Source organism: Oceanicola sp. 22II-s10i, assembly GCF_002210105.1.
Classification (GTDB): Bacteria; Pseudomonadota; Alphaproteobacteria; order Rhodobacterales; family Rhodobacteraceae; genus Pseudooceanicola.
Map to the genome: position 1 here is coordinate 824,864 of NZ_AQQU01000001.1, position 24,509 is coordinate 849,372.

The following is a 24,509-nucleotide window of genomic DNA, read 5'->3' on the forward strand; positions in this document are numbered from 1 at the left end:
CTCCTTCTGCACCGCAGCAAGAGTATAGAGCCTGACGACGCTGCGGAAAGGAATTGGTGAGATGGACAGGCCGCCCCGGCTTTTCGGGGCGAATTGTCAGCCGCGGCCGCCGGCAGGGACCGGCGGCCGCAGGATCGGGTTACATGCCGGGCATGATCACGGTGTCGATGACGTGGATCACACCGTTCGACGCTTCGATGTCGGCCTGCGTAACCTTGGCGTCATTCGCCATGACTTCGGGCTCGGTCTTGATGGTGATTTCCGAACCCTCGACGCTCGGCGCGGTCATGCCGTCGCTCAGGTCCGAGGACATCACCGCGCCCGGAACCACGTGGTAGGTGAGGATCTGGACCAGCTTGTCCTTGTTCTCGGGCTTCAGCAGGTCCTCGACCGTGCCGGCGGGCAGCTTGGCGAAGGCCTCGTCGGTGGGGGCGAACACGGTGAACGGGCCTTCGCCTTTCAGCGTCTCGACCAGACCGGCCGCTTCGACCGCGGTGACGAGCGTGGTGAAGTTCCCGGCGCCGACAGCGGTGTCGACGATGTCGGATTCAGATGCCTGCACCGGCGCGGCGGTGAGTGCGGTCATGGCGACGGCGGTGGCGAGGAAAGTCCTTCTCAGCATTGTATCAGCTCCTGTTGCAATGCGCCTCGGTGGGCGATGTCGGAGTTACGGGAGGGTCTGAGCGGCGGATCAACGACGCGGGTGCCGGGGCAGTCACGAAACCGGCATTCGGACGTGAACATGGCAGGTCTGATCGGTGCGGATGCGATGGTGATCCCGGCAGGGTTCGAACCTGCAACCTGCCCCTTAGGAGGGGGCTGCTCTATCCAGTTGAGCCACGGGACCGCCGCGCCCCTCTTACAGCGCGTTTCCGGGGATGTCATCCGCCTCCGGCGGTTTACGCGCGCGCCCGCGCCGCCGGGTCAATTCACTTGCTACGCTTCCGGGGTTCGCGCTACCACTTAGGCCCCGGCAGAGGACCCCCGCTTGACCCGACCAGAGACCCGACCGCTGACGCTCCGCGACGTATCCGAAGCCTCGGGCGTGTCCGAGATGACAGTCAGCCGCGTTCTGCGGAATCGGGGGGATGTGTCCGAGGCGACGCGGGAAAAGGTGCTGCTGGCCGCGAAACGTCTGGGCTATGTGCCGAACAAGATCGCGGGCGCGCTGGCCAGCCAGCGGGTGAACCTCGTCTCCGTCATCATTCCGTCGATGACCAACCTCGTGTTCCCCGAGGTGATGAGCGGGATCAGCAAGGTCCTTGAGACGACCGAACTTCAGCCCGTCGTGGGGCTGACCGACTACCTGCCCGAGAAGGAGGAGAAGGTCCTCTACGAGATGCTGTCGTGGCGTCCCTCGGGCGTCATCATCGCGGGGCTGGAACACAACGACGCCGCGCGCGCGATGCTGCGCGGGTCGGGCATTCCGGTGGTCGAGATCATGGACACGGACGGCACGCCGATTGACTCGATGGTCGGCATCTCGCACCGCCGTGCGGGGCGCGAGATGGCCAAGGCGATCCTGGCCGCCGGATACCGCCGGATCGGCTTTCTCGGCAGCGCGATCGGACTGGACCACAGGGCGCGCAAGCGGTTCGAGGGCTTTACCGAGGGGCTGGCCAAGGGCGGAGTCGAGATCGAGGATCACGAGTTCTATTCCGGCGGATCGGCGCTGGCCAAGGGGCGCGAGATGACCGAGGCGATGATGGCGCGTAGTCCGGACCTCGATTTCCTCTATTATTCCAACGACCTGATCGGAGCCGGCGGATTGCTGTGGATGATCGAGAAGGGCTACGACGTGCCCGGCAAGGTCGGCATGGCGGGCTTCAACGGCGTGCGGTTGCTCAAGGGCCTGCCGCAGCGGCTGGCCACGATGGATTCCTGCCGTGAAGAGATCGGGATGCGTGCCGCGCAGATCATCGCGGACCGGCTGACCGGCGAAGGTGAGGCAGGCCAGAAGATCGAGCTGACGCCGACCATCGACCCCGGCGACACGCTGCGCCAGGTCTGAACCATGGCCGCGCCCGAGCTGGACAACACGGCGGCGCGCCGGATTTTCCTCCACCGTCACCTGCTCGGCGACGCGCCCGCCGGGCCCGGCAAGGGCGACGACCTGATGGAGGTGATCCGCGGCCTCGGCTTTGTCCAGGTCGACAGCGTGAACACGGTCGAACGCGCGCATCACATGATCCTGTTCGCGCGACGTCCGGCCTATCGGCCCAAGCACCTCAAGCCGTTGCTGGAACGCGACCGGCGGCTGTTCGAACACTGGACCCACGACGCCTCGGTCATCCCGACGGAGTTCCTGCCGCACTGGCACCTGCGCTATGCCCGCAACCGCGACAAGATGGAGGCGAAGTGGACGCGCTGGCAGGGCGATGCCTTCGTGTCGAGCCTCGAGACAGTGATGGAGAAGGTGCGCGAACTGGGTGCCGTCCGGGGGGGCGATCTGGCCGAGGACGGCAATGCCGGGAACGGCGGCGGCTGGTGGAACTGGCATCCGTCCAAAACCGCGCTGGAATTCCTGTGGCACACCGGATCGCTTGCGGTGACGCGGCGCGAGGGGTTCGCCAAGGTCTACGATCTGGCCGAACGGGTGCATCCGCCGCACGAGCCGGGCGAGCACGCCGAAAGCATCGACTGGCTGAACAACGCGGCGATGGACCGGCTGGGGTTTGCGACCTCGGGCCAGATCGCGGCCTTCTGGGCGCATGTCACGCCCTCCGAGGCGGCGGAGTGGTGCCGGGCGGAGGAAGCGGCGGGACGGCTGGAGCAGATCCGCGTCGGGGCGGCGGGCGGCGGTGCGCGGGCGTTCTATGCCCGGCCGGGGCTGGTCGAGGAGGCCGGGGCGGCGGCGCCGGTGACGGGGCGGTTGCGGATCCTCAGCCCGTTCGATCCGGCGATCCGTGACCGCAAGCGTTGCGAATACCTGTTCGGCTATCACTACCGGATCGAGATCTTCGTCCCCGAGGCGCAGCGGAAATACGGTTACTACGTCTTCCCGATCCTCGAAGGCGACCGGCTGATCGGGCGCATCGACATGAAGGCGCTGCGGGATGCCGGGGTGCTGTCCGTCACCCGGCTCTGGCTGGAGCCGGGGGTGAAGGCGTCGAAGGGTCGGCTGGCGAAACTGGACGCGGAACTGGCCCGCGTCGCGCGGTTCGCGGGGGTCGAGCGGGTCGACTACGCGCCGGACTGGCTGGACTAGAGCCTTATTTGGCCGCCTTCACGGCGCGGCCGGTCAGGACCTTGACCAGATGCGCGCGGTATTCCGGCGTGCCGTGCAGGTCGCCGATCATCCCGTCGGGCGACACGGTCAGGTCCGCGATGGCCTCGGGGCGGAAATCGGCGGCCAGCGCCTCTTCGGCTTCGGTCCAGCGGAACACACCGTCTTCGGAGGCGCCGGTGACGCCCACGCCGACGCGGTCGCCGAACTTGGCGAGGAACACACCCGTCAGCGGAAAGCGTGACGCGGGCTGTTCGAATTTCTGGTAGTCCGACACCTCGGGGATCGGAAAGCGGACGCCGGTGACGATCTCGCCTTCTTCCAGCGCGGTGGTGAACAGGCCCTGAAAGAACTCGTCAGCCGGGATTTCCCGGTCGTTCGTTACGATGGTCGCGCCGCAGGCCATGGCCGCCGAGGGATAGCAGGCCGCCGGGTCGTTGTTGGCGATGGACCCGCCGATGGTGCCACGGTTGCGGACCGCCGGGTCACCGATCTTGCCGGCGAGATAGGACAGGCCGTGGAACACGCCCGCCGCTTCCTTGCACACGGTCGCGTGGTTCGTCGCGCCGCCGATCACCAGCGTGTCGCCGTCCTTCTTCACGCCCTTCAACTCGTCGATGCCCAGAAGGCTGACCAGCGTTTCCGGCGCTGCGAGGCGCTGCTTCATCGTCGGGATCAGGGTCTGCCCGCCCGAGAGCGGCTGTGCCTCATCGCCCTTGAGCGCTTCGAGTGCTTCGGCCAGCGTCTTCGGTTTCACGAGTTCGAAATCGTACATCCCATCTCTCCCTGATCGTGGGCCAGCGGTGCAGGCTGGCGGGCGCGGGGCCACAGTCGGACCCTGCGCCGCGAGTGTCAATATGTGCGGAATACGGTTTCAGGGATGCGCAGGCCGCAGGGACCGCTATGTTTCGCGGAAACAGGAGGATGCGCAAATGAAGGTCATGGAAATCCGCGAATACGGCGGCCCCGAGGTGCTGACGCCGGCCGAACGTCCGGACCCGGTGCCGGGTGACGGCGAGGTGCTGGTCGAGATCAAGGCGGCGAGCGTGAACGCGGCCGACTGGAAGGTGCGGCGCGGCAAGTCGCTGGCGCAGCACCCGCTGCCGCACGTGCCGGGGCGCGATTTCTCGGGCGTGATCGTCGCCGCCGGGCCGGGCGCGGACCTGCCGGTGGGGCAGGAGGTGTTCGGTGTCTGCCCGACCGAGACGGAGGCGGCCTATGCCAGCCATATCCTCTTCAAGTCCGAGCTTCTGGGGCGCAAGCCCGCCGCGCTGAGCCACGTGGAAACGGCGGCCATCGCGCTGGCCGGACTTACGGCAATGGTGGCGCTGGAGGATACGCTGCACCTGAAGGCCGGGGAAAAGATCCTGATCCAGGGCGGTGCGGGCGGTGTCGGCGGCATGGCGGTGCAGCTTGCGCATCACCTGGGCGCGACGGTCGTGGCGACGGCGCGGGCCGAGAACCACGATTACCTGCGCGAGCTGGGTGTCGATCAGGCGATCGACTACCGGGGTGCCGACCTGGGGGAACTGCTGGGCGATTGCGACGCGGCGTTCGACTGCGTCGGCGGCGGGACTGTCGAGGGCACCTTTGCCGCGTTGAAACCCGGCGGGCGGGCGGCCTTTGTCGCATCGGGCGCGACGGCGCCGGAGGCGACGCGGCCTGACGTTACCTCGCTGCGGCCCGCGGTATCGCGCAGCCGGGAACGGCTGGAGCGGGTGACGGCGCATCTTGAGCACGGGGCGTGGAAGCCGCCGGTGATCGAGGTGATGCCGCTGAGCGATGCGGTGAAGGCGCACGAGCTGAGCGAGGCCGGGCACGTACGCGGCAAGATCGTTCTGGTGCCCTGAACCGGGCGTGGTCTTCGCGCCACGGAACAGTGCTGGCAAGACCCATCAGGCGCGGCTCGGTCGTTGACATCGGGCCGCGCTGCGGCATTGATTGAAACATGGGTTTGAAACGCACTGTGGATCCGGAGGCGCCCGCCGCGGCGCGACTGCTGACGGCGGCGGAGGTGCTGTTCGCGCGGCATGGGGTGGAGGCGACTTCGGTCCGGCAGATCACGGCCATGGCGCAGGTGAACGTCGCGTCGGTGAACTACCATTTCGGGTCCAAGGACGATCTGGCCGCCGCCGTGTTCGAACGGACCATCGCGCGGGTCAGCCGGGAACGGCTCTCGGCACTGGACCGGATGGTGGCCGAGGCGGGCGAGGGTGTGCCGGACCTGGCCGCCGTGGTGTCGAGTTTCATCGAACCGTATCTCGGGGACGGAAACGAGGATCAGGGCGTGTTGATGGCGCGGTTCATCCTGATGCACCGGCTGACGCCCGACGATGCGACCCGCCGGATCGTGGCCGAGCATCTGAACCCGCTGGCCACGGCTTATGTCGCGGCGTTCCGGCTGTGTTGCCCGGACGTGCCGGTCGGCGACCTTTTCTGGCGCTACATGCTGATGGTCAGTTCGGTCGTTCTGACCAGCGCCGAGGATCGCGATGCGGACCGGCTGGCCACGCTGTCGCAAGGGGCGACCAGCGTGGCGGACCGCTCTGCCGCACGCGATGCGCTGGTCGGCTTCGCCGTGGCGGGGTTGACCGCGCGGGACGCAGCACGCTTCGTTCCGGGCACGATAGAGCCTGAACCGGACGTCTAGAGGCGGGCGGCGGCGCGGGCGATCACCAGTTCCTCGTCGGTCGGGATGACGAGGACGCGGACCTTGGCATCGGGCATGCTGATGACGGGCCCGTTCGCGGCGTTGGCCTCCGTGTCGATCTCCACCCCGATCCAGTCCAGCGCGGCACAGACCTCGGCCCGGATGGGCGCGGCGTTCTCGCCGATGCCGCCGGTGAAGACCAACGCGTCGAGACCCTTCAGCGCGGCGGCAAGCCCGCCAAGTTCGCGGCGGATGCGGAAGGTGAAGTAGTCGATCGCCTGCCGCGCCTCGGGCGCGTCGGAGGCGAGCAGCGTGCGCATGTCGTGGCTGAGGCCAGACAGGCCGAGCAGGCCGGACCGGGTGTAGAGCATGTCGGCGACCTCGGCGGTGGTCATGCCTTCCTGATCCAGCAGGTAGAGCAGCACGCCGGGGTCGATCTGGCCCGAGCGCGTGCCCATGGGCAGCCCGTCCAGTGCGGTGAACCCCATCGACGAGGCGACGGAGCGGCCGCCGACCATCCCGCACATCGACGCGCCGTTGCCCAGGTGCGCGACGACCACGCGGCCCGCGTGCAGGTCGGGGTGATGCGTGGCGAGGTGGCCCGCGATGTAGTCGTAGCTGAGCCCGTGAAAGCCGTAGCGCCGGACGCCCTTGTCGTAATAGGCGCGGGGCAGGGCGAAGGTGTCGTTCACGAAGGGATGGCCCCGGTGGAACGCGGTGTCGAAACACGCGACCTGCCGTGCAGCGGGGAACGCCAGTTGAGCGGCGCGGATACCGGCGAGGTTATGCGGCTGGTGCAGCGGGGCGAAGGGGATCAGGGTTTCGAGCTGCGCGATGACCTCGGGCGTCAGCAGCACGGGCGCGGCGAACTCCATGCCGCCGTGGACCACGCGGTGGCCGACCGCGACGATGGCGGCGTCAGGGGAATGTGTCTCTGTTTCGGCGAGAATCGCCCTGAGCGCGGCCGCGTGATCGGTGCCCTGCGCCGGGTCCAGGTCGCGGCGGGCGATTTCCAGCCCCGCCGCGCCGGTCAGCTTGATCCGGGCCGCGCCGCCGATCCTTTCGACGCCGCCGCCGAGCAGTTCCTGCGGCTCCGCCCCGGCGGTGAACAGGCCGAACTTGAGCGATGAGGATCCGGCGTTGAGGACGAGGACGTGACTCATTTGCCTGCCGTGATCCGCGCGTGGTGGAGCGCCGCGACCGCGCAGGAGGCGAGGCGGCTCATGTCGTCGTCGGCCCGGCTGTTCAGGATGATCGGCACCCGCGCGCCCAGCACCAGCCCCGCCGCCTCGGCGTGGCTGAGGTAGGTCAGCTGTTTCGCCAGCATGTTGCCCGCGTCGATATCGGGCACGACCAGCACCTCGGCCCGTCCCGCGACGGGCGAGGTGATGCCCTTGGTCCGCGCCGCGGCAATGTCCACGGCGTTGTCCATCGCCAGAGGCCCGTCCACGAGGCCCCCGGTGATCTGCCCGCGTTCAGCCATCTTGGACAGCAGCGCGGCGTCGAGCGAGGAGGGCATGTCGGGGTTCACCGTCTCGACCGCCGACAGGACGCCGACCTTGGGTTCCTCGATCCCGATGGAACGGGCGAGGTCGATGGCGTTCTGGACGATGTCCACCTTGGTCCGCAGGTCCGGCGCGATGTTGATCGCGGCATCCGTGACCAGCAGCGGATGCGTCAGGCCGGGGACGTCCATCACGAAGACATGGGTGAACCGCCGCCCGGCGCGCAGGCCGTTCTCCTTGTCGAGCGTCGCGCGCAGCAGCTGGTCGGTGTGCAGGTGCCCCTTCATCAGCGCCCCGGCGCGGCCCGAGCGGACCAGCGACACGGCATGCGCTGCGGCGGCTTCGTGGTCGGGGACGTGGATCACCTCGACCCCCGCCAGGTCGCGGCCGATCTCGGCGGCGGCGGCGGCGATCTTGTCGGAGGCGCCGATCAGGATCGGCTCGATCAGCGTATGGTCGCGGGCCAGCAGCGCGCCGGCCAGCGAGTTGGGCTCCTCGGGGCAGATCACGGCCGTCGCCAGTGCGGGCAGGGGGGCGGCCTGTTTCAGCAGCTTCTCGAAATGCCGGTGGCGCTGGACGATCAGGCCGGGCAGGTCGTGGCTGTCGTAGGTGACCTTGCGCTTGGGGGCCTCGACCTCGGCCACGCCGGACAGGATCAGCGCGTCGTCGGACAGGCGGCGGACCTCGGTCGCCAGAGTGACGGTGAAGGTCCGGTCGTTCTTGTCGGTGACGGTAACGCGGGAGATCAGCTCGTCGCCCGCATGGGCGCGGGCGTGAAAGGTGAAGCTCTGCGCACGATAGAGCGTGCCCGCACCCGGCAGCACGTTGCCGAGGACCGCCGAGACCAGCGAACCGACGTAGAGACCGGGCGCGATTGCCTCGTCCAGACCGTCGCCGTCGCCATCCGCATCGAAGATGTGCATCGGGTTGTGGTTGCCCGAGACATTGGCAAAGACGATCAGGTCGTCCGCCGTCACCAGCCGTTTGAGCTCGGACTGGTCGCCCACCTCAAGCTCATCGAATGTGCGGTTCTCGATCTTCATCATCCCTCCTGTCGCGGTCCCGGCCCATCGGGACGGACCTGTGCTGTCCTGTCAATGCCGGGAACCCTATTGCGCGGACCGTGACAGCGGATTGACGCGGATCATCATTACGCAAAGGCACCCCTGCCGCTTGACCATGCCGCCACACCGGTCCCAACTGAAAGCGCCAGAACAGGAGGGCCCCATGCCGCTGATCCCCCGTATCGAGGACTATGCCGACGACCTGACCGCCATCCGGCGCGATTTCCACCAGCACCCCGAGATCGGGTTTCAGGAGGTCCGGACCTCGGGGATCGTCGCCGAGTTGCTGGAAAGCTGGGGGATCGCGGTGACGCGCGGTCTGGGCAAGACCGGTGTCGTCGGTGTGCTCGAGGGGCGCGGACCGGGGCGGACCATCGGGCTAAGGGCGGACATGGATGCACTGCCAATGGACGAGCTGACGAACCTGCCCTTCGCCTCGCGGACCGAGGGGGTCTTTCACGGCTGCGGGCATGACGGGCACACGACGATGCTGCTCGGCGCGGCGCGGTATCTGGCCGAGACGCGGGATTTCGACGGCAGGGTGGTGTTCATTTTCCAGCCGGCGGAGGAGGGTCTGGGCGGCGCGCGGGCGATGATCGCGGACGGGCTGTTCGAGCAGTTCCCGGTCGACGAGATCTACGGCCTGCACAATTCGCCCTTCACCGGGCCGGGCGAGGTGCGGATCAAGCCGGGCATCGCCATGGCGGGGGCCGAGTTCTTTGACATCGACGTGCGCGGCAAGGGCAGCCATGGCGCCGCGCCGCATGTCGGGCGCGATCCGGTGGTGATCGGGGCCTCGCTGGTCGGGGAACTGCAGACCATCGTGTCACGCAACCTGAACGCCACCCATCCGGTGGTGCTGTCCGTCACCCAGTTCCACGGCGGCAGCGCTTACAACGTGATCCCGGATTCGGTGCGTCTGTCGGGGACGATCCGCTACTTCGAACGGGAGGACAGGGATCTGGTCGTCGACCGGATGCGGACGATCTGCGCGGGTCTGGCGCTGGCGCATGGCTGCGAGATCGAGCTGGACGTGCGCAATGTCTTCGACGTGCTGGTCAACGACGCGGACCGGGCCGAGGATCTGATCTCGGTCGCGGGGACTGTCGTCGGGACGGACCTGGTGTCCAAGGGGACCGAGCCTGTGATGGGCAGCGAGGACATGGCCGACATGCTGGCCGTCGTGCCGGGGGCCTATTTCACGGTCGGCCATGCGGGGAACGTGCCGCTGCACAATCCGGGGTTCATCCTCGACGACGCGATCCTGCCGGTCGGGGCCAGCATATTCGCCCGACTGGTCGAGGCGCGCGGGGCCGCCTGAGCGGCGGCTGAGACGGCCGGATTTCTCATGTCGGTGCAAAAAGGGCGCCCCGGCTTGTGAGCCGTGGCGCCTGCCTCCAGACAGGATCCGAACTGGAGGAGGAAACGACCATGCCGAACGACACCGGGGACATTCGCCTGCCCGAGGGCAGCATAGACTGCCATTTCCACATCTACGGCCCGCCGGACAGATTCCCTTTCGTCACCGGCGAGCGCTATTCGCCCACGGGTGTCTTCACGATCGAGGATGCCTTCGACCTGTGGGACCAAATGGGTGTGAACCGTGGCGTCATCGTCCATGCCTCGACGGCGGGCGAGGACAACAACGTCACCTTCGACGCGCTGCAGCGCTATCCGGACCGCCTGCGCGCAGTCGCGGTGCTGGATCCGGATGTCAGCGACCGGCGGCTGGACGAGCTGACGGATGCGGGGTTCCGGGGTGTCCGGATCAACCTGATCCGGCAGGACGGCAAGGTCATGTCGACGCGGGGCACGAATTTCGACGATCTCAAGAAGCTCGCCCCGCGCATCGCGGAACGCGGCTGGCATGCTCAGCTTTGGGTCGAATGCTCGGACCTCGCCGCCGTCGCGCCGGAGCTGGAGAAGCTGCCGCTGGATTACGTGGTCGACCACATGTGCCGCACCATGGCGGACAAGGGGGCGGATCATCCGGACTATGTCGCCTATCTCGACCACCTGCGCAGCGGGCGCTACTGGACCAAGATCTCCGGCGCGGACCGCAACACGCGCATCGGCGCGCCCTATACGGACATCTATCCCTACATGAAGGCCATCGTCGCCGCCGCGCCGGAGCAGATCGTCTGGGGCAGCGACTGGCCGCATGTCGGCCACGGGCCGGATACGGTGCCCAAGGTGCAGGATTTGATGAAGGTGCTGTTCGACTGCGTGCCGGACGAAGGGACGCGTCGGAAGATCCTCGTGGAGAATCCCAAGCGGCTCTACGGGTTCGAGTGATCCAAGCGCGGTTTGCGGCGGGACATGCTCTCGCCGCAGACTGTCATTCCGAGGGGGATGGTAGCGGAGGAGGGACTTGAACCCCCGACACGCGGATTATGATTCCGCTGCTCTAACCAACTGAGCTACTCCGCCACGAGTGGTGAGCCGTACAGGATTCGAACCTGTGACCCACTGATTAAAAGTCAGTTGCTCTACCAACTGAGCTAACGGCCCACTCGAGGCGCTCGTCTAAGGCGGGCCGGATAGGAGGTCAAGCACAAATCCCCCGTCCCTGTCACCTTTGGCGCAACGCTGCGTTGCGGCCATCCCGACAAGCTTCAAATGTCTGGGACAAAGGCGTATATGCGCGCCATGCGCGATCAGGCGACTCATACTCCGCTCGGGTTTCTCAAGATGCACGGGCTCGGCAACGACTTCGTGGTCATCGACTCGCGGGGGCGGGATGCCGTGACCACGCCCGCGCTGGCGCGGGCGCTCGGCGACCGGCACCGGGGCGTGGGGTTCGACCAGCTGGCCGAGATTCGCGACGGCGACGGCACCGACATCACGCTCGACTTCTGGAACAGCGACGGGACGCGGGCCGGGGCCTGCGGCAACGCCACCCGCTGCGTCGCGGGGCTGGTGATGGGCGAGACGGGCGCGGAGGCGATCAGCATCCGCACCACGCGCGGCCTGCTGTCGGCGCGGATCGAGGGCGGTGAGGTCTCGGTCAACATGGGGCCGCCGCAACTGGCGTGGGACGAGATCCCGCTGGCGCGCGAGATGGACAGCCTGCACCTTCCGCTGGACGGTGACCCGGTCGGCGTCGGCATGGGCAACCCGCATTGCGTGTTCTTCGTGGACGACGCCGAAGCGGCGGATGTCGCGGGGCGCGGGCGGGCGGTCGAGCTCGATTCGCTGTTCCCCGAGAAGACGAACGTGGAATTCGCCGAGGTCCGGGCGCGCGACGAGATCCGGATGCGGGTCTGGGAGCGCGGCACCGGCATCACGCTGGCCTGCGGCTCGGGCGCCTGCGCGACGGTCGTCGCGGCAGCGCGGCGCGGGCTGACGGAGCGGCGCGTGCGGATGGAACTGGACGGCGGCTGGCTGGTGCTGGACTGGCGCGAGGATGGTGTCTGGATGACCGGGCCGACCGCGCTGGTGTTCCGGGCCGAACTGTCCGCGGATTTCCTGGCGGCGCTGTGATGGATCGCAAGGCGCCCATCTTCGCGACGCTCGGCTGTCGCCTGAACGCCTACGAGACCGAGGCGATGAAGGACCTCGCCGCGCGGGCTGGCGTGGACGATGCCGTGGTGGTGAACACATGCGCCGTGACGTCCGAGGCCGTCCGCAAGGCCCGGCAGGAGATCCGGCGGCTCAGGCGCGAGAACCCGAACGCCCGGCTGATCGTCACCGGCTGCGCGGCCCAGACCGAGCCCGAGACATTCGCCGCGATGGAGGAGGTGGACCTCGTCCTCGGCAACACCGAGAAGATGCAGCCCGAATCGTGGCGGCGGATGGTCCCCGACCTGATCGGCGAGACGGAGCGCGTGCAGGTCGACGACATCATGTCCGTGACCGAAACGGCGGGCCACCTGATCGACGGCTTCGGCACGCGGAGCCGGGCCTATGTGCAGGTCCAGAACGGATGCGACCATCGCTGCACCTTCTGCATCATTCCCTACGGGCGCGGGAACTCGCGCTCGGTGCCGGCCGGCGTGGTCGTCGACCAGATCAAACGGCTGGTGGATCGCGGCTATAACGAGGTGGTGCTGACCGGGGTCGATCTGACCTCCTGGGGCGCCGACCTGCCGATGACGCCCAAGCTGGGCGATCTGGTGATGCGGATCCTGCGGCTGGTGCCCGACCTGCCGCGCCTGCGGATCAGTTCGATCGATTCGATCGAGGTGGACGAGGCGCTGATGCAGGCCATCGCGACCGAGCCCCGTCTGATGCCGCACCTGCACCTGAGCCTGCAGGCGGGCGACGACATGATCCTCAAGCGGATGAAGCGGCGGCACCTGCGCGACGACGCCATCCGGTTCTGCGAGGACGCGCGAAAGCTGCGGCCCGAGATGACCTATGGCGCGGACATCATCGCCGGGTTCCCGACCGAAACGGACGCGATGTTCGCCAATTCGCTGAAACTGGTCGAGGACTGCGGGCTGACCTGGCTGCATGTCTTCCCGTATTCGCCCCGCCCCGGCACCCCCGCCGCGCGGATGCCGCAGGTGAACGGCAATGCTATCAAGGCGCGGGCTTCGGCCCTGCGCGATGCGGGCGAGCGGGCGGTGCAGGCGCATCTGGCGGCGCAGGTCGGGCGGGATCACCTCGTCCTGATGGAGAACGCCCGGATGGGCCGGACCGAGCAGTTCGCCGAGGTGCATTTCGACAGCGACCGGCCCGAGGGGCAGATCGTGCCCGCGACCATCCGCGCCGCCGGGCCCAAGGGCCTGTTCGCCTGATGCATCCGAACCGCGCCTTCCGTGATGTGGAAACGGCGCGCAACATCGCCTTCGCGCGGGAGCAGGGGTTCGGCATCCTGACCGTCGCGAACGGGGCGGAGGTGCCGTTCGTCAGCCATGTGCCCTTTCTACTTAGCGAGGACGGCCAACTGGCCGAACTGCACCTCGCCCGCCCGAACCCCATCGTTGGGGCCCTCGCCGCGCCCTTGCGCGCGCGTCTCGTGGTGGCTGGGCCGCATGGCTACATCTCGCCCGACTGGTATGGCGTCGAGGACCAGGTGCCGACGTGGAACTACGTCGCCGTCCATCTGACCGGCACGCTGGAGCTGGCAGAGGGCGAGGGGTTCCGCGACCTGCTGGACCGGCAGTCGGCGGAGTTCGAAGAACGGCTTCTGCCGAAGACGCCGTGGCGGTCGGAGAAGATGACCGAGGGTCTGATGGAGCGGATGATGCGGGCCATCGTTCCCGTGCGCATGGCGGTCGACGACATCGACGCCACGTGGAAGCTGTCGCAGAACAAGCCCGACGCGGTGCGGCTGGCCGCCGCCGAAGGCGTCGAGGCGGCGGGTGATCCGGTGCTGGCCACGCATATGCGGAATCCCCCGCCGCGCGGGGACGGCTGATTTACAAGGCTCCGGGCGCTGCCTAACGTGGCGCGGAACGAACAGGGAGCCTTTTCATGAAACTCTTCTCCTCCAACGCCTCGCCCTATGTGCGCAAGGTGCGTGTGGTGATCCGCGAAGCGGGCCTGACCGATCAGGTGCAGGAAGATCCGACGCCGACCAATCTGCTCGAATCGAACGAAGGGCTGATCGCCGTCAACCCGCTGGCCCGCATCCCGGCGCTGACCCGCGACGATGGCCCGGCGCTCTACGACAGCCGGGTGATCTGCCGCTATCTCGATGCCAAGGGCGGGTCGAACCTCTATCCCGAGGCGCGGATCTGGGATGTGCTGACGCTCGAGGCGACGGCGGACGGGATCCTCGATTCGGCGGTGACGGGCATTTCCTATGAAAAGCGCCTGCGGCCGCCGGAAAAAGTCATGGACGAATGGATGGATGCCCACTGGGAAAAGGTCGCCCGCGCTGTGAAGGTGGTAAACGACCGCTGGATGAGCCACCTGGCCGGACCGGTCGACATGGGCCACATCGCCATGGGCTGCGCGCTGGCCTACCTGGACTTCCGCCACGACGAACGCGGCTGGCGCAAGGGATGCGGCGCACTGGACGACTGGTTCGCGGCGTTCAACGAGCGTCAGTCGATGAAGGACACCGCCCCGAGCTGACGGCGGGGACAGGGAAACGACGTGGAAGCGGCGGCGGGTATCGCCGTCGCTTCCGCCATTTTCAGGGGCAAGGACACCGCGCCGCGAGGCTGGTCGGGGCGGGTGGATCCCGCCGCATACCGCGACACTTCCGCGCCACCCGCAAACTGCGGCCATTGTTCTCTGGACGTTGCGAAAAACCGCCGCTAAACACCGCACCGGTAAGGTCGCGCGCACACGTGGCCCAATACGATATGACGGCCGCCCTCCGGCCCAGGTAATGGAGACAAGTCCGTGTCCCACGCTGACGATCACGCAGGCACCCGAAGAGATTTCCTCTACTACGCCACCGCAGGCGCGGGCGCTGTCGCGACCGGTGCCGCCGTTTGGCCGCTGGTCAACCAGATGAACCCCTCTGCCGACGTGCAGGCGCTGTCCTCGATCCGCGTGGACGTGTCCGGTGTCGAACAGGGGACCCAGATCACCGTGAAATGGCGCGGCAAGCCCGTGTTCATCCGCCGTCGTACCCCGGAAGAGGTGCAGAGCGCGAATGAAGTCGACGTGAGCTCGCTGCCCGATCCACTGGCGCGGAACGAGAACATCACCGATGGCGCTCCGGCGACCGACCAGAACCGTGCTCTGGCCCCCGAGGGCGCAGAGGGCGAGGCGGCCGAGGAATGGCTGGTCATGATGGGCGTCTGCACCCACCTCGGCTGTGTGCCGCTCGGTGACGGCGCGGGCGACTTCGGCGGCTGGTTCTGCCCCTGCCACGGGTCGCACTACGACACCGCAGGCCGCATCCGCCGTGGCCCCGCACCGCAAAACCTGCCTGTCCCGGTCGCCCGGTTCGACGGCGAATCCGAAATCATCCTGGGCTGAGGAAGGTCGCAATGTCTGGTATTCCCCACGATCACTACGAGCCCAAGACCGGCATCGAAAAGTGGCTGCACGCGCGCCTTCCGGTTGTCGGCCTCGTGTATGACACCCTGTTCATCCCCACCCCCAAGAACCTGAACTGGTGGTGGATCTGGGGCATCGTCCTGGCCTTCTGCCTCGCGATGCAGATCGTCACCGGCATCGTTCTGGTGATGCACTACACCCCGCATGTCGACTATGCCTTCGCATCCGTCGAACACATCATGCGTGACGTGAACGGCGGCCACATGCTGCGCTACCTTCACGCCAACGGGGCCTCGCTGTTCTTCTTCGCCGTCTATATCCACATCTTCCGCGGCCTGTTCTACGGCTCCTACAAGGCCCCGCGCGAAGTGACCTGGATCATCGGCATGATCATCTACCTGCTGATGATGGCCACCGGCTTCATGGGCTACGTTCTGCCCTGGGGTCAGATGTCCTTCTGGGGCGCTACCGTGATCACCGGCCTGTTCGGCGCCATCCCCCTGATCGGCGAGCCGATCCAGACCTGGCTGCTCGGCGGGCCCGCGGTGGACAACGCCACGCTGAACCGCTTCTTCTCGCTGCACTACCTGCTGCCCTTCGTGATCGCCGGTCTCGTGATCGTGCACATCTGGGCCTTCCACTCGACCGGGAACAACAACCCGACCGGCGTGGACGTGCGCAAGGGCTCCAAGGCCGAGGCCGAGAAGGACACGCTGCCGTTCTGGCCCTACTTCGTGATCAAGGATCTCTTCGCCCTCGGCGTCGTTCTGATCGTCTTCTTCGCGATCGTGGGCTTCATGCCGAACTACCTCGGCCACCCCGACAACTACATCGAGGCCAACCCGCTGGCGACGCCCGCACACATCGTTCCGGAATGGTACTTCCTGCCGTTCTACGCGATCCTGCGTGCCTTCACCGCCGACGTCTGGATCGTGATGTTCGCCAACTTCATCACCGGCGGCATCGTGACGGCCAAGTTCTTCGGCGTGCTGGCGATGTTCGGCGCGATCGCGGTCATGGCGCTGGTTCCGTGGCTCGACACCTCGTCGGTCCGTTCGGGTCGGTACCGGCCGATGTTCAAGTGGTGGTATGCCCTGCTGCTGATCGACTTCGTCGTTCTGATGTGGTGTGGCGCGATGCCGGCAGAACCGCCGTACTCGACCATCTCGCTGATCGGATCGGCCTACTGGTTCGCCTATTTCCTCGTGATCCTGCCGCTGCTCGGCGTGATCGAGAAACCCAAGACCCCGCCGGCGACGATCGAAGAGGACTTCGAGGCGCATTACGGCAAGGGCCACCCGGCCGAGTAAGTGGAGAAATGACAATGATCAAACGTTTCACCCTCTCGGCTGCCGCGGCTCTGGTGCTCGGTGCTGGCTCCGCCTTCGCGGCGGGTGCCGAAGGCCACGTCCACGATGTCGACTTCTCGTTCGAAGGCCCGTTCGGCGCCTTCGACCAGAACCAGCTTCAGCGTGGCCTGCAGATCTACACCGAGGTCTGCTCGGCCTGCCACGGCCTGCGCTACGTGCCGATCCGCACCCTCTCGGACGAGGGCGGGCCGCACATGCCCGAGGATCAGATCCGCGCCTATGCCGGCAACTTCGAAGTGTTCGACCCGGAGCTGGACGACACCCGTCCGGCCACGCCGAACGATCACTTCCCCGGCTCCAACCTTGCCAACGCGCCCGACCTCAGCCTGATGGCCAAGGCGCGCGCCGGGTTCCACGGGCCCTACGGCACCGGGATCAACCAGTTCGTGAACGGCATCGGCGGGCCCGAGTACATCGTGTCGATCCTGACCGGTTACACCGGCGAGACGCGCGAACAGGCCGGCACGACGTTCTACGAGAACAAGGCGTTCCCCGGCGGCTGGATCGCGATGGCGCCGCCGCTGGCCGGCGAAGACGTGGAGTTCGCGGACGAGCATTCGAACGAACTGCACCACGAGGCTGAGGATGTCGCAGCCTTCCTGATGTGGGCAGCCGAACCGAAGATGATGGCGCGCAAGCACGCCGGTTTTGCAGCCGTGGTGTTCCTCATCATCCTGACCTCGCTGCTCTACCTGACGAACAAGGCGCTCTGGGCACCGCACAAGAAAAAGCTGAAGGCCTGAGGCCAAAGGCGTTTCACGTAAAACCCCGCCCATCCGGGCGGGGTTTTCGTTTGTGAACTCCGAGACATGCCGTAAGGCGTGATGAGGGCCTCAGCCGAGGTAGCGGCGCATCCGGTCCGACGGGTCGTCGAACGCCTCAGCCGTGGCCACCGGCGCCTCCGCGATACCTTCGTCCACCAGCACGACGCTGTCGGCGATCCGCCGGGCATCCTCGGGCGCGTGGCTGACCATCAGCAGCGTCGCCCCGGTTTCGCGACACAGACCGTCGACCAGAGACAGCATCTCGGCCCGCAGCGCCGGCCCAAGCGCTGCGAAAGGTTCGTCCAGCAGCAGCAGCGGCCTGCGCTGCACCAGCACCCGCGCCAGAGCCGCGCGGCTCTGCTGCCCGCCTGACAGTTCCGCAGGGCGGCGCGCGTCCATCCCCTCAAGCCCGACACGGCGGATCGCCTCGGCCACCTGCGCCTTTTGCTGGGCCGACAGGCGCAGGTCAGGCCGGATCCCCAGCCCGACATTCCGCGCGACGCTCAGGTGCGGAAACAGGTTGCCATCCTGGAACAGCATGGCGATCGGCCGTCTGCCGGGGGCAAGCCCGCCGATGTCCCGCCCGTCCCACGTCACCCGGCCGGACTGCGGCGCAAGAAATCCCGCGATCCCGTTCAGCAGCGTCGACTTGCCGGCGCCGGACGGCCCGATCAGCGCCACGCGCGTGCCGGCAGGGACCGTCCAGTCCGCGCGCAGGCGAAAGTCGCCCTGCACCAGAGTCAGCCCCTCAAGTCTCAGCACGCCAGCGCCCCCCGAAATCGAACAGCGCGAACAGCGCGAAACTCAGCGACAGCAACAGAAGCGCCGCGCCCGCCGCGGCCTCCATCTGGTAGGCCCCCATCAGCCGCCAGACCATCAGCGGCAGGGTCGCCCGCTCCGGATCGGCGAACAGGGCGATCACCCCGAGATCCCCCATCGACAGCGCCGCCGCGATCCCGCCCGCAAAGCCGATCGTCCCCCGGCAGCGCGGCAGGATCAGCCAGCGCAGCCGCGCCAGGCCCGTCAGGCCAAGGCTGTCGGCCAGACGGCCATAGGACGCCTCGGCCTCGCTCACCGCCGGACCGACCACCCGCAGCGCATAGGGCAGTGCCATGACCGCGTTCACCACCAGCGTCACGACAAAGGCCCAGTCGCCGGGCCGGTCCCATGGGTTGATCAGCACGAACAACCCGGTCCCCAGAACCAGCGGCGAGGCCGCCAGCGGCGCCAGCCCCGCCACCTCGACCCAGTTCCGCCGTGCGCTGGCCAGCGCCAGCGTCAGCAGCAGCGTCAGCCCCGTCGCCAGCAGCGCGATGACCACCGAGGTCGCCGCCGCCTGCCACACCGCCACGGGCATCCGAGCCAGCCCTCCGATCCCGCGTGACACGATCGCCGCCATCGGCCCCAGCAGGAACAGTGCGGCGACGAGCATCCACCCCGCATCGGCCAGCCGCATCCCCGCGCCGCCGGTGTCCCAGCGTGCCACGGGCCGGTCGAACCCCGCGCCCGAGATCGCACGCGGGGTCAGTCGCAGCGCCGCCAGCCCGGCGGCGGCAACCAGCAGGAACTGCACAATGGCCAGCATCGCCGCCCGCCCGAGGTCGAATTCGAAGGTGAAGGACTGGAAGATCGCCAGCTCGACCGACGTCGCCTTCGGTCCGCCGCCCAGCGTCAGCGCGATGGCGAAGCTGGACAGGCAGATGGCAAAGATCACCGCCAGCACCCCCGGCACCACCCGCGCCAGCATCGGCGCCTCCAGCAGGCGGAACACGTCACGCGGCCGGGCGTCCAGCTGTGCTGCCAGCCGGAACCGTTCGGCGGGAATGCGACCCCAGCCCTGCAGGATCAGCCGCGTGGCCAGCGGCAGGTTGAAGAACACGTTCCCCAGGACCACCCCGTGCAGCCCGTAGACCGACACCGGCGGGATCCCCATCTGGCCAAGCAGCCCGTTCACCCATCCGCCGCGTCCCAGCACGGCGATCAGGCCCAGCACTGCGACGATCACCGGCAGGATGAACGGTGCCCCCATCAGCGCGATGTAGATGCCGCGCCCCGGAAACCGCCGCCGCGACAACGCGCGCGCCACCGGAATGGCCAGAGCGGTCGAAAACAACGCCGAGAGCGACGCCTGCACCACCGTGAACCGGATCGCCGCCCAATCCGCCGCCGCGATCCGCCCGCTGCCCCCCGCTGCCGTCAGCACGGCCGCCAGAGGCAGAACGAGAAATGCGATGACGGCCCATGCCGCCGCGCGGCCGGGCAGGCCCCGGCTCAGCGCGACAGGGCCTGCCGCCATTCGTCCAGCGCCGGACCGCGCATGGCTTCGGCCTCGTCCGCCGGCAGCAACAGCGAAGTCTTCGGCCGGATCATGTAATCGTACCCGTCGGGCAGGCCGCCCGCGGGGGTGACGGCCGGATACATCCAGTTCGTCGTCGGAATCGCCGCCTGGAACGCGTCGGTCATCATGAACTGCAGGAACGCATCCGCCAGTTCCGGCTGATCGGTGGAGGCGAGCTTGCCTGCCACCTCGACCTGCAGGTAGTGCCCCTCGTCAAAGGCCAGCGCCTGCTTGGAACTGTCGCCTTCGGCGATCAGGTGATAGGCGGGCGAGGTGGTATAGGACAGCACGAGGTCCGCCTCGCCTTCCAGGAACATGCCATAGGCTTCGGACCAGCCGGGCGTCACGGTGACGATGTTGTCCGCCAGCGCCTGCCAGATTTCCGGCGCGCGGTCGCCATAGGCCGCCTTGACCCACATCAGCAGCCCCAGGCCGGGGGTCGAGCTGCGCGGATCCTGTATCACCACGCTGGCGTTCCCCGCGCCCAGCTCCTCGAAATTCGCGGGCATCGGCCCGTCGACGTTGCCGACGAAGGCGAACCAGCCCCAGTCGAACGGCAGAAACAGCGGATCCTCCCACGCCACCGGCAGGTCCATGTCGACGGACACGCCATGCGGTGCGAACAACCCGCTCTCCGCGGCCTTGGCGATCAGCGAGGTATCCAGCCCCAGGACGATGTCCGCCTCGGACCGCGCGCCTTCCAGCCGCAGCCGCGACAACAGCGCGGCGCCGTCCCCGGCGGCGACGAACTGCAGGTCGCAGCCGCAGGTTTCCTCGAACGCCTTTTCCACCACCGGGCCGGGGCCCCATTCGGTGTTGAAGCTGTCGTAGGTGTAGATCGTCAAAACGGGCGTCTGCGCCACGGCCTGCGTGGCGAACATAAATCCCGTGGCAAGTGCAAGATGTCTCAAGGCATCCTCCATGTCGCATCGGGCGGATCGGGGCGGGTGCCTTCGGAACAGCCTTCCCTCCGCCGGTTCTAACCGGTTCAGGTTCAACGGGTTCGCGTCATCGCATCTCAGCCCGCAGCCGGGCACCCCGAGGTGATGCAGACCCTAGTGCGGCCCGCCACCCCCGGCAAGGGCGCAAACGAAAGGGGCCGCGAAACGGCCCCCTGCTTCATCTTGCCCGAAATATGCCGGGGGGAGTCGCGGCCTTCAGGCCGCGACGGGGGGCTGGCCCCCCGCCGCCCCATAGGCCTCAGTGCGGTTTGGCATAGGCGGCCAGGTCCTTCTCGGCCGCCTCGTCGATGCCGAGGTCGTCATCGGTCAGGATCCCCGCATCCGGGTCGTCGAAGACCGCCATGTCGATCTTGCCCTCGCCCTTGGCCACGATGGTCGACACGACCGCGTCGCCGGTGATGTTCACCGCCGTCCGGATCATGTCCATCAGACGGTCGACGCCGAGGATGATCGCGATCCCCTCGATCGGCAGCCCGACCTGACCCAGCACCATGGTCAGCATGACGAGGCCGACGCCCGGCACGCCCGCCGTCCCGATCGACGCCAGAACCGCCATCGCGATCACGGTGATGTAGCCGCCCAGTCCGAGGTCGATGCCATAGACGTTGGCGAGGAACACGGTCGCCACGCCCTGCATGATCGCGGTGCCGTCCATGTTGATCGTCGCGCCGAAGGGCACGCAGAAGGACGCGACCGAGTTGTCGACCCCGACCCGCTGCGTCACGCAGCGCAGGGTGACCGGGATCGTCGCGTTGGACGAGGCGGTCGAGAAGGCGAAGATCTGCGCCGGGCGCATCTTCTTCATGAAGGTGATCGGGTTCAGCCCGGACAGCACCTTGAGCATCAGCATCAGCGTCCCGAACAGGTGCAGGAACAGCGCCAGCACCAGCGTCACGACATAGGCGATCACCGGGATGAACAGGTCGATCCCCTGCTCGGTAAAGGTTTTGGCGATCAGGCAGAACACCCCGATGGGGGCAAAGGCCATGACGATGGTGACGACCTTCATCATCACCTCGTTCATGTATTCGCAGCCCTCGACGAACGGCTTGGACTTGCCGCCCAGCATCAGCACCGCGACGCCCAGAACGATGGTATAGAAGATGATCTGCAGCATCTCGCCGCTGGCAAAGGCCTGAACCGGATTGGTCGGCACGATGCCCGCGAAGACATCCCAGACCGACGGCGCGTCCTTGCCGGTGACGCCCGAGGTGTCGACGCCTTCCATGTTGAAGCCCTTGCCGGGCCCGATAATGGTGGCGAGGATGATCGCAACGCCGATCGCCACGGCGGTGGTCGCGATATAGAGCCCAAAGCTCTTGCCGCCGACCCGGCCCAGCACGCGAATGTCGCCGATCCCGGTGACCCCGGTGATGAGCGAGAAGAACACCAGCGGCACGACCAGCATCTTGAGCGCGTTGACGAACATCTTGCCGATCATCGCGAACAGGCCGCCGACGATATGCGTGTTGATGAATTCGGAATCGATCAGGTTGAAGATCACGCCGAGGACAAGTCCGGCCCCCATGCCGATCAGAACTTTCACCGTCAGGGACATCTTGCCGCCGGACGGTGGGGTTGTGGTTGCAGCGGTCATGTACGCCTCCATCTCCGGTTGGATGACGGAAGCGTGACACGAAAGCCCCGGATCGCCTAATCGAAGCGAGGCTCATCCGCGCAAAAGCGGTGTTTAAGATTGATTAATAGGGCAATTCCGCCGGATCGCGGGCGGGTTCAGAGCCGTGTTCCGGCCGGAACCGGCATCCCGCGCAGAAACGACTCACCGTCCTGCGGGCCTTTTCCGGCCCGTTGAAGTCGGGTGATCCGCAGCGCGCCGTCGCCGCAGGCCACGGTCAGCGCATCGTCCAGCGTGGTCCCGGCGGTGCCGTTGCCGGATGCGAGATGGCTGCCGAGCAGCTTCAGCCGCTCGCCCCCGACCTCGCACCATGCGCCCGGAAACGGCGACAGGCCGCGGATCAGCCGGTCGACCTCGGCGGCGGGTTTCGTCCAGTCGATCCGCGCCTCGGCCTTGTCGATCTTGTGGGCGTAGGTGACGCCCTCTTCGGGCTGCGCCTCGGGGATCAGCATGTCGATCCGGGCCAGCGCCTGGACGATCAGCCCTGCGCCCATGACGGCCAGCCGGTCGTGCAGTTCGCCGGTCGTCTCCTCGGCCCCGATCTCGGTCTCCTCGCGCAGCAGGACGGGTCCGGTGTCCAGCCCGGCCTCCATCTGCATGATGCAGATGCCGGTTTCCGCATCGCCCGCCATGATCGCCCGGTGGATCGGCGCGGCGCCGCGCCAGCGGGGCAGCAGCGAGGCGTGGATGTTCAGGCAGCCGCGCGTTGGCGCGTCGAGGATCGCCTGCGGCAGGATCAGCCCATAGGCGACCACCACCGCGATCTCGGCCCCGAGGGCGGCGAATTCCGCCTGTTCAGGCTCTTTTTTCAGCGACACCGGATGGCGGACCGTCAGCCCGAGCGCCTCGGCCCGTGCATGGACCGGCGTCGGCCTGTCCTTCTTGCCGCGACCTGCGGGGCGGGGCGGCTGGCAGTAGACGGCGGCGATCTCGTGCCCCGCATCGACCAGCGCATCCAGCACCGGGACGGAGAAATCCGGCGTCCCCATGAAGACGATCCGCATGGCTCAGCCCCCCTTTTTCGCGCGGCGCAGCAGCATGTCGCGCTTCACCTTGCTCAGCCGGTCGAAATACATCCGTCCGGCAAGGTGGTCGATCTGGTGCTGGACGCTGGTGGCCCAGAGCCCGACGAAGTCCCGCTCCTCGATCTCTCCGCTTTCGTTCAGAAAGCGCACCGTCACCGCGCGGGGCCGGGCGATCTTTGCCGAAACGCCGGGAAGGCAGGGGCTGGCCTCGTCATGGTCGCGCGGTTCGATGCTGGCGTGCAGGACCTCGGGGTTCGCCATCCGCACAGCCTGCCCGCGTTTGTCCGAGGCATCCACGACGGCCAGACGCTGCATCACGCCGATCTGCACGGCGGCCAGTCCGACGCCCGGCATCGCCTCCATCGTGTCGATCATGTCGGTCCAGACTGCGCGGACCTCGTCCGTCACCGCTTCAACGTCGGCGGCAGGCGTGCGCAGCCGCCGGTCGGGCCAGCGCAGGATCGGACGGACCGCCACGGGTCAGACCCGCGCCCGCTCGCGCTTGAGCTTCTGCATCTTGCGGGTGATCATCTGCCGCTTCATCGGGCTGAGATAGTCGATGAACAGCTTGCCATCGAGATGGTCGATCTCGTGCTGGACGCAGGTCGCCCAGAGCTTGTCGAACGCCTCGACATGCTCCTTGCCGTCCCGGTCGATCCACTGAACGTCGACCTCGGCCGGGCGAGTGACCTCGCCGTATTGCTCGGGGATCGACAGGCAGCCTTCCTCGTAGACGTTCTTTTCCTCGGACCGGGCGATGACCCGCGGGTTGAACATCACGTAGGGCTTGGGCGTGCCTTCCTTGACGCAGTCCATCACGATCAGGCGGCTGTTTATGCCGACCTGCGGCGCGGCCAGACCGATGCCCGGCGCGTCGTACATGGTTTCCAGCATGTCATCCGCAAGCTTGCGCAGCTCGTCGCTGATGTCTGCGACGGGCTCTGCCACCTTTTTCAGGCGCAGGTCGGGATGAATGAGGATCGGACGCTTCATGCAGGTTGATTTAGGCGAAGCATGCAGGCTACGCAACGGCCCCCTTGCAGCCGGTGTGCAAAGGACTAGC

The 24,509-nt window shown here is 67.4% G+C and carries 24 protein-coding genes, 3 tRNA genes and 1 riboswitch; of the genes, 13 read left to right on the top strand and 14 right to left on the bottom strand.

The features are described 5' to 3' along the window. Positions 1–139 precede the first annotated feature (139 nt). Positions 140–586, bottom strand: a complete 447-nt coding sequence (locus tag ATO6_RS04090; protein WP_254919091.1) for a fasciclin domain-containing protein — start codon at positions 584–586, stop codon at positions 140–142. 184 nt (positions 587–770) lie between these two features. After that, positions 771–847 (bottom strand) — tRNA-Arg (locus ATO6_RS04095). 141 nt (positions 848–988) lie between these two features. On the opposite strand from ATO6_RS04095, the gene ATO6_RS04100 reads away from it, so the two are divergent. Beyond that, entirely contained in the window at positions 989–2,011 is a 1,023-nt protein-coding gene (locus ATO6_RS04100) for a LacI family DNA-binding transcriptional regulator (protein ID WP_088622642.1), read from the top strand. A gap of 3 nt (positions 2,012–2,014) precedes the next feature. Next, a complete protein-coding gene (locus tag ATO6_RS04105) occupies positions 2,015–3,208 on the top strand; it encodes a winged helix-turn-helix domain-containing protein (protein WP_088622643.1) in 1,194 nt (397 codons plus the stop codon). A gap of 4 nt (positions 3,209–3,212) precedes the next feature. Here ATO6_RS04105 and ATO6_RS04110 read toward each other — a convergent pair whose 3' ends face one another. Further along, positions 3,213–4,001, bottom strand: coding sequence for a xanthine dehydrogenase family protein subunit M (locus ATO6_RS04110; RefSeq protein ID WP_088622644.1), 789 nt, complete (start codon positions 3,999–4,001; stop codon positions 3,213–3,215). A 157-nt stretch (positions 4,002–4,158) separates the two neighbouring features. Between ATO6_RS04110 and ATO6_RS04115 the strand changes: the two genes are divergently transcribed. After that, positions 4,159–5,076, top strand: coding sequence for an NADP-dependent oxidoreductase (locus tag ATO6_RS04115; protein WP_176440816.1), 918 nt, complete (start codon positions 4,159–4,161; stop codon positions 5,074–5,076). A gap of 104 nt (positions 5,077–5,180) precedes the next feature. After that, positions 5,181–5,876, top strand: a complete 696-nt coding sequence (locus ATO6_RS04120; protein ID WP_176440817.1) for a TetR/AcrR family transcriptional regulator — start codon at positions 5,181–5,183, stop codon at positions 5,874–5,876. Here ATO6_RS04120 and ATO6_RS04125 read toward each other — a convergent pair. Together ATO6_RS04125 and ATO6_RS04130 are read right to left on the bottom strand one after the other, a co-directional pair. Further along, entirely contained in the window at positions 5,873–7,039 is a 1,167-nt protein-coding gene (locus ATO6_RS04125) for an acetate/propionate family kinase (protein WP_088622647.1), read from the bottom strand. The genes ATO6_RS04120 and ATO6_RS04125 overlap by 4 nt on opposite strands. Continuing rightward, entirely contained in the window at positions 7,036–8,424 is a 1,389-nt protein-coding gene (locus ATO6_RS04130; protein ID WP_088622648.1) for a bifunctional enoyl-CoA hydratase/phosphate acetyltransferase, read from the bottom strand. Before ATO6_RS04130 ends, ATO6_RS04125 begins: the two co-directional genes overlap by 4 nt. A gap of 184 nt (positions 8,425–8,608) precedes the next feature. Between ATO6_RS04130 and ATO6_RS04135 the strand changes: the two genes are divergently transcribed. Further along, positions 8,609–9,766 (top strand): M20 aminoacylase family protein, encoded by a 1,158-nt coding sequence (locus ATO6_RS04135; protein WP_088622649.1) that lies wholly within the window; start codon positions 8,609–8,611, stop codon positions 9,764–9,766. A 110-nt stretch (positions 9,767–9,876) separates the two neighbouring features. Then, on the top strand, positions 9,877–10,740 hold the full coding sequence (locus ATO6_RS04140; protein WP_088622650.1) for an amidohydrolase: 864 nt from the start codon (positions 9,877–9,879) through the stop codon (positions 10,738–10,740). Between the two features lie 58 nt (positions 10,741–10,798). On the opposite strand, the gene ATO6_RS04145 is transcribed toward ATO6_RS04140, so the two are convergent. Then, positions 10,799–10,875 (bottom strand) — tRNA-Met (locus tag ATO6_RS04145). A gap of 5 nt (positions 10,876–10,880) precedes the next feature. Beyond that, a tRNA-Lys gene (locus ATO6_RS04150) sits at positions 10,881–10,956 on the bottom strand. A 138-nt stretch (positions 10,957–11,094) separates the two neighbouring features. On the opposite strand from ATO6_RS04150, the gene dapF reads away from it, so the two are divergent. From dapF to ATO6_RS04185, 7 genes are all read left to right on the top strand, one after another. Continuing rightward, positions 11,095–11,928 carry a diaminopimelate epimerase gene (gene dapF / locus ATO6_RS04155; RefSeq protein WP_088623403.1) on the top strand — a complete coding sequence of 278 codons (834 nt, stop codon included), beginning with the start codon at positions 11,095–11,097 and terminating at the stop codon, positions 11,926–11,928. Then, positions 11,928–13,187 carry a tRNA (N(6)-L-threonylcarbamoyladenosine(37)-C(2))-methylthiotransferase MtaB gene (gene mtaB / locus ATO6_RS04160; RefSeq protein WP_088622651.1) on the top strand — a complete coding sequence of 420 codons (1,260 nt, stop codon included), beginning with the start codon at positions 11,928–11,930 and terminating at the stop codon, positions 13,185–13,187. Before dapF ends, mtaB begins: the two co-directional genes overlap by 1 nt. Beyond that, entirely contained in the window at positions 13,187–13,810 is a 624-nt protein-coding gene (locus ATO6_RS04165; protein WP_088622652.1) for an FMN-binding negative transcriptional regulator, read from the top strand. The genes mtaB and ATO6_RS04165 overlap by 1 nt, the downstream gene beginning before the upstream one ends. Before the next feature lie 56 nt (positions 13,811–13,866). Continuing rightward, positions 13,867–14,472: a glutathione S-transferase gene (locus tag ATO6_RS04170; RefSeq protein ID WP_088622653.1), complete on the top strand. Its 606-nt coding sequence runs from the start codon at positions 13,867–13,869 to the stop codon at positions 14,470–14,472. Positions 14,473–14,745: 273 nt separating this feature from the next. After that, positions 14,746–15,330, top strand: a complete 585-nt coding sequence (petA, locus tag ATO6_RS04175) for a ubiquinol-cytochrome c reductase iron-sulfur subunit (protein WP_088622654.1) — start codon at positions 14,746–14,748, stop codon at positions 15,328–15,330. 11 nt (positions 15,331–15,341) lie between these two features. Beyond that, positions 15,342–16,661, top strand: coding sequence for a cytochrome b (petB, locus tag ATO6_RS04180; RefSeq protein WP_088622655.1), 1,320 nt, complete (start codon positions 15,342–15,344; stop codon positions 16,659–16,661). A 14-nt stretch (positions 16,662–16,675) separates the two neighbouring features. After that, complete coding sequence (locus ATO6_RS04185) at positions 16,676–17,464, top strand: cytochrome c1 (protein WP_088622656.1); 789 nt, start codon at positions 16,676–16,678, stop codon at positions 17,462–17,464. A gap of 90 nt (positions 17,465–17,554) precedes the next feature. Here the strand turns inward: ATO6_RS04185 and thiQ are convergent, their stop codons facing one another. From thiQ to def (ATO6_RS04220), 7 genes are all read right to left on the bottom strand, one after another. Beyond that, positions 17,555–18,247: a thiamine ABC transporter ATP-binding protein gene (thiQ, locus tag ATO6_RS04190; RefSeq protein WP_088622657.1), complete on the bottom strand. Its 693-nt coding sequence runs from the start codon at positions 18,245–18,247 to the stop codon at positions 17,555–17,557. Beyond that, positions 18,234–19,781: a thiamine/thiamine pyrophosphate ABC transporter permease ThiP gene (locus ATO6_RS04195; RefSeq protein ID WP_088622658.1), complete on the bottom strand. Its 1,548-nt coding sequence runs from the start codon at positions 19,779–19,781 to the stop codon at positions 18,234–18,236. The genes thiQ and ATO6_RS04195 overlap by 14 nt, the downstream gene beginning before the upstream one ends. Further along, positions 19,757–20,734: a thiamine ABC transporter substrate binding subunit gene (thiB, locus tag ATO6_RS04200; RefSeq protein WP_176440818.1), complete on the bottom strand. Its 978-nt coding sequence runs from the start codon at positions 20,732–20,734 to the stop codon at positions 19,757–19,759. The genes ATO6_RS04195 and thiB overlap by 25 nt, the downstream gene beginning before the upstream one ends. Before the next feature lie 37 nt (positions 20,735–20,771). Beyond that, a riboswitch (TPP riboswitch) is annotated at positions 20,772–20,874 on the bottom strand. A 149-nt stretch (positions 20,875–21,023) separates the two neighbouring features. Next, the gene (locus ATO6_RS04205; protein WP_088623404.1) at positions 21,024–22,382 is read right to left on the bottom strand and encodes a dicarboxylate/amino acid:cation symporter; all 1,359 of its coding nucleotides are present in this window, start codon (positions 22,380–22,382) and stop codon (positions 21,024–21,026) included. Positions 22,383–22,519: 137 nt separating this feature from the next. Further along, a complete protein-coding gene (gene fmt / locus ATO6_RS04210; protein ID WP_088622660.1) occupies positions 22,520–23,425 on the bottom strand; it encodes a methionyl-tRNA formyltransferase in 906 nt (301 codons plus the stop codon). A 3-nt stretch (positions 23,426–23,428) separates the two neighbouring features. After that, positions 23,429–23,923, bottom strand: a complete 495-nt coding sequence (gene def, locus ATO6_RS04215; protein ID WP_088622661.1) for a peptide deformylase — start codon at positions 23,921–23,923, stop codon at positions 23,429–23,431. Between the two features lie 3 nt (positions 23,924–23,926). Next, a complete protein-coding gene (gene def, locus ATO6_RS04220; protein WP_088622662.1) occupies positions 23,927–24,439 on the bottom strand; it encodes a peptide deformylase in 513 nt (170 codons plus the stop codon). Between the last annotated feature and the right edge of the window lie 70 nt (positions 24,440–24,509).

Coding starts and splice junctions, on each gene's coding strand:
- ATO6_RS04090 (WP_254919091.1), bottom strand. CDS start 586: ATGACCGCACTCACCGCCGCGCCGGTGCAGGCATCTGAATCCGACATC.
- ATO6_RS04105 (WP_088622643.1), top strand. CDS start 2,015: ATGGCCGCGCCCGAGCTGGACAACACGGCGGCGCGCCGGATTTTCCTC.
- ATO6_RS04110 (WP_088622644.1), bottom strand. CDS start 4,001: ATGTACGATTTCGAACTCGTGAAACCGAAGACGCTGGCCGAAGCACTC.
- ATO6_RS04115 (WP_176440816.1), top strand. CDS start 4,159: ATGAAGGTCATGGAAATCCGCGAATACGGCGGCCCCGAGGTGCTGACG.
- ATO6_RS04125 (WP_088622647.1), bottom strand. CDS start 7,039: ATGAGTCACGTCCTCGTCCTCAACGCCGGATCCTCATCGCTCAAGTTC.
- ATO6_RS04130 (WP_088622648.1), bottom strand. CDS start 8,424: ATGAAGATCGAGAACCGCACATTCGATGAGCTTGAGGTGGGCGACCAG.
- ATO6_RS04135 (WP_088622649.1), top strand. CDS start 8,609: ATGCCGCTGATCCCCCGTATCGAGGACTATGCCGACGACCTGACCGCC.
- ATO6_RS04140 (WP_088622650.1), top strand. CDS start 9,877: ATGCCGAACGACACCGGGGACATTCGCCTGCCCGAGGGCAGCATAGAC.
- dapF (WP_088623403.1), top strand. CDS start 11,095: ATGCGCGATCAGGCGACTCATACTCCGCTCGGGTTTCTCAAGATGCAC.
- mtaB (WP_088622651.1), top strand. CDS start 11,928: ATGGATCGCAAGGCGCCCATCTTCGCGACGCTCGGCTGTCGCCTGAAC.
- ATO6_RS04165 (WP_088622652.1), top strand. CDS start 13,187: ATGCATCCGAACCGCGCCTTCCGTGATGTGGAAACGGCGCGCAACATC.
- ATO6_RS04170 (WP_088622653.1), top strand. CDS start 13,867: ATGAAACTCTTCTCCTCCAACGCCTCGCCCTATGTGCGCAAGGTGCGT.
- petB (WP_088622655.1), top strand. CDS start 15,342: ATGTCTGGTATTCCCCACGATCACTACGAGCCCAAGACCGGCATCGAA.
- ATO6_RS04185 (WP_088622656.1), top strand. CDS start 16,676: ATGATCAAACGTTTCACCCTCTCGGCTGCCGCGGCTCTGGTGCTCGGT.
- ATO6_RS04195 (WP_088622658.1), bottom strand. CDS start 19,781: ATGGCGGCAGGCCCTGTCGCGCTGAGCCGGGGCCTGCCCGGCCGCGCG.
- ATO6_RS04205 (WP_088623404.1), bottom strand. CDS start 22,382: ATGACCGCTGCAACCACAACCCCACCGTCCGGCGGCAAGATGTCCCTG.
- fmt (WP_088622660.1), bottom strand. CDS start 23,425: ATGCGGATCGTCTTCATGGGGACGCCGGATTTCTCCGTCCCGGTGCTG.
- def (WP_088622662.1), bottom strand. CDS start 24,439: ATGAAGCGTCCGATCCTCATTCATCCCGACCTGCGCCTGAAAAAGGTG.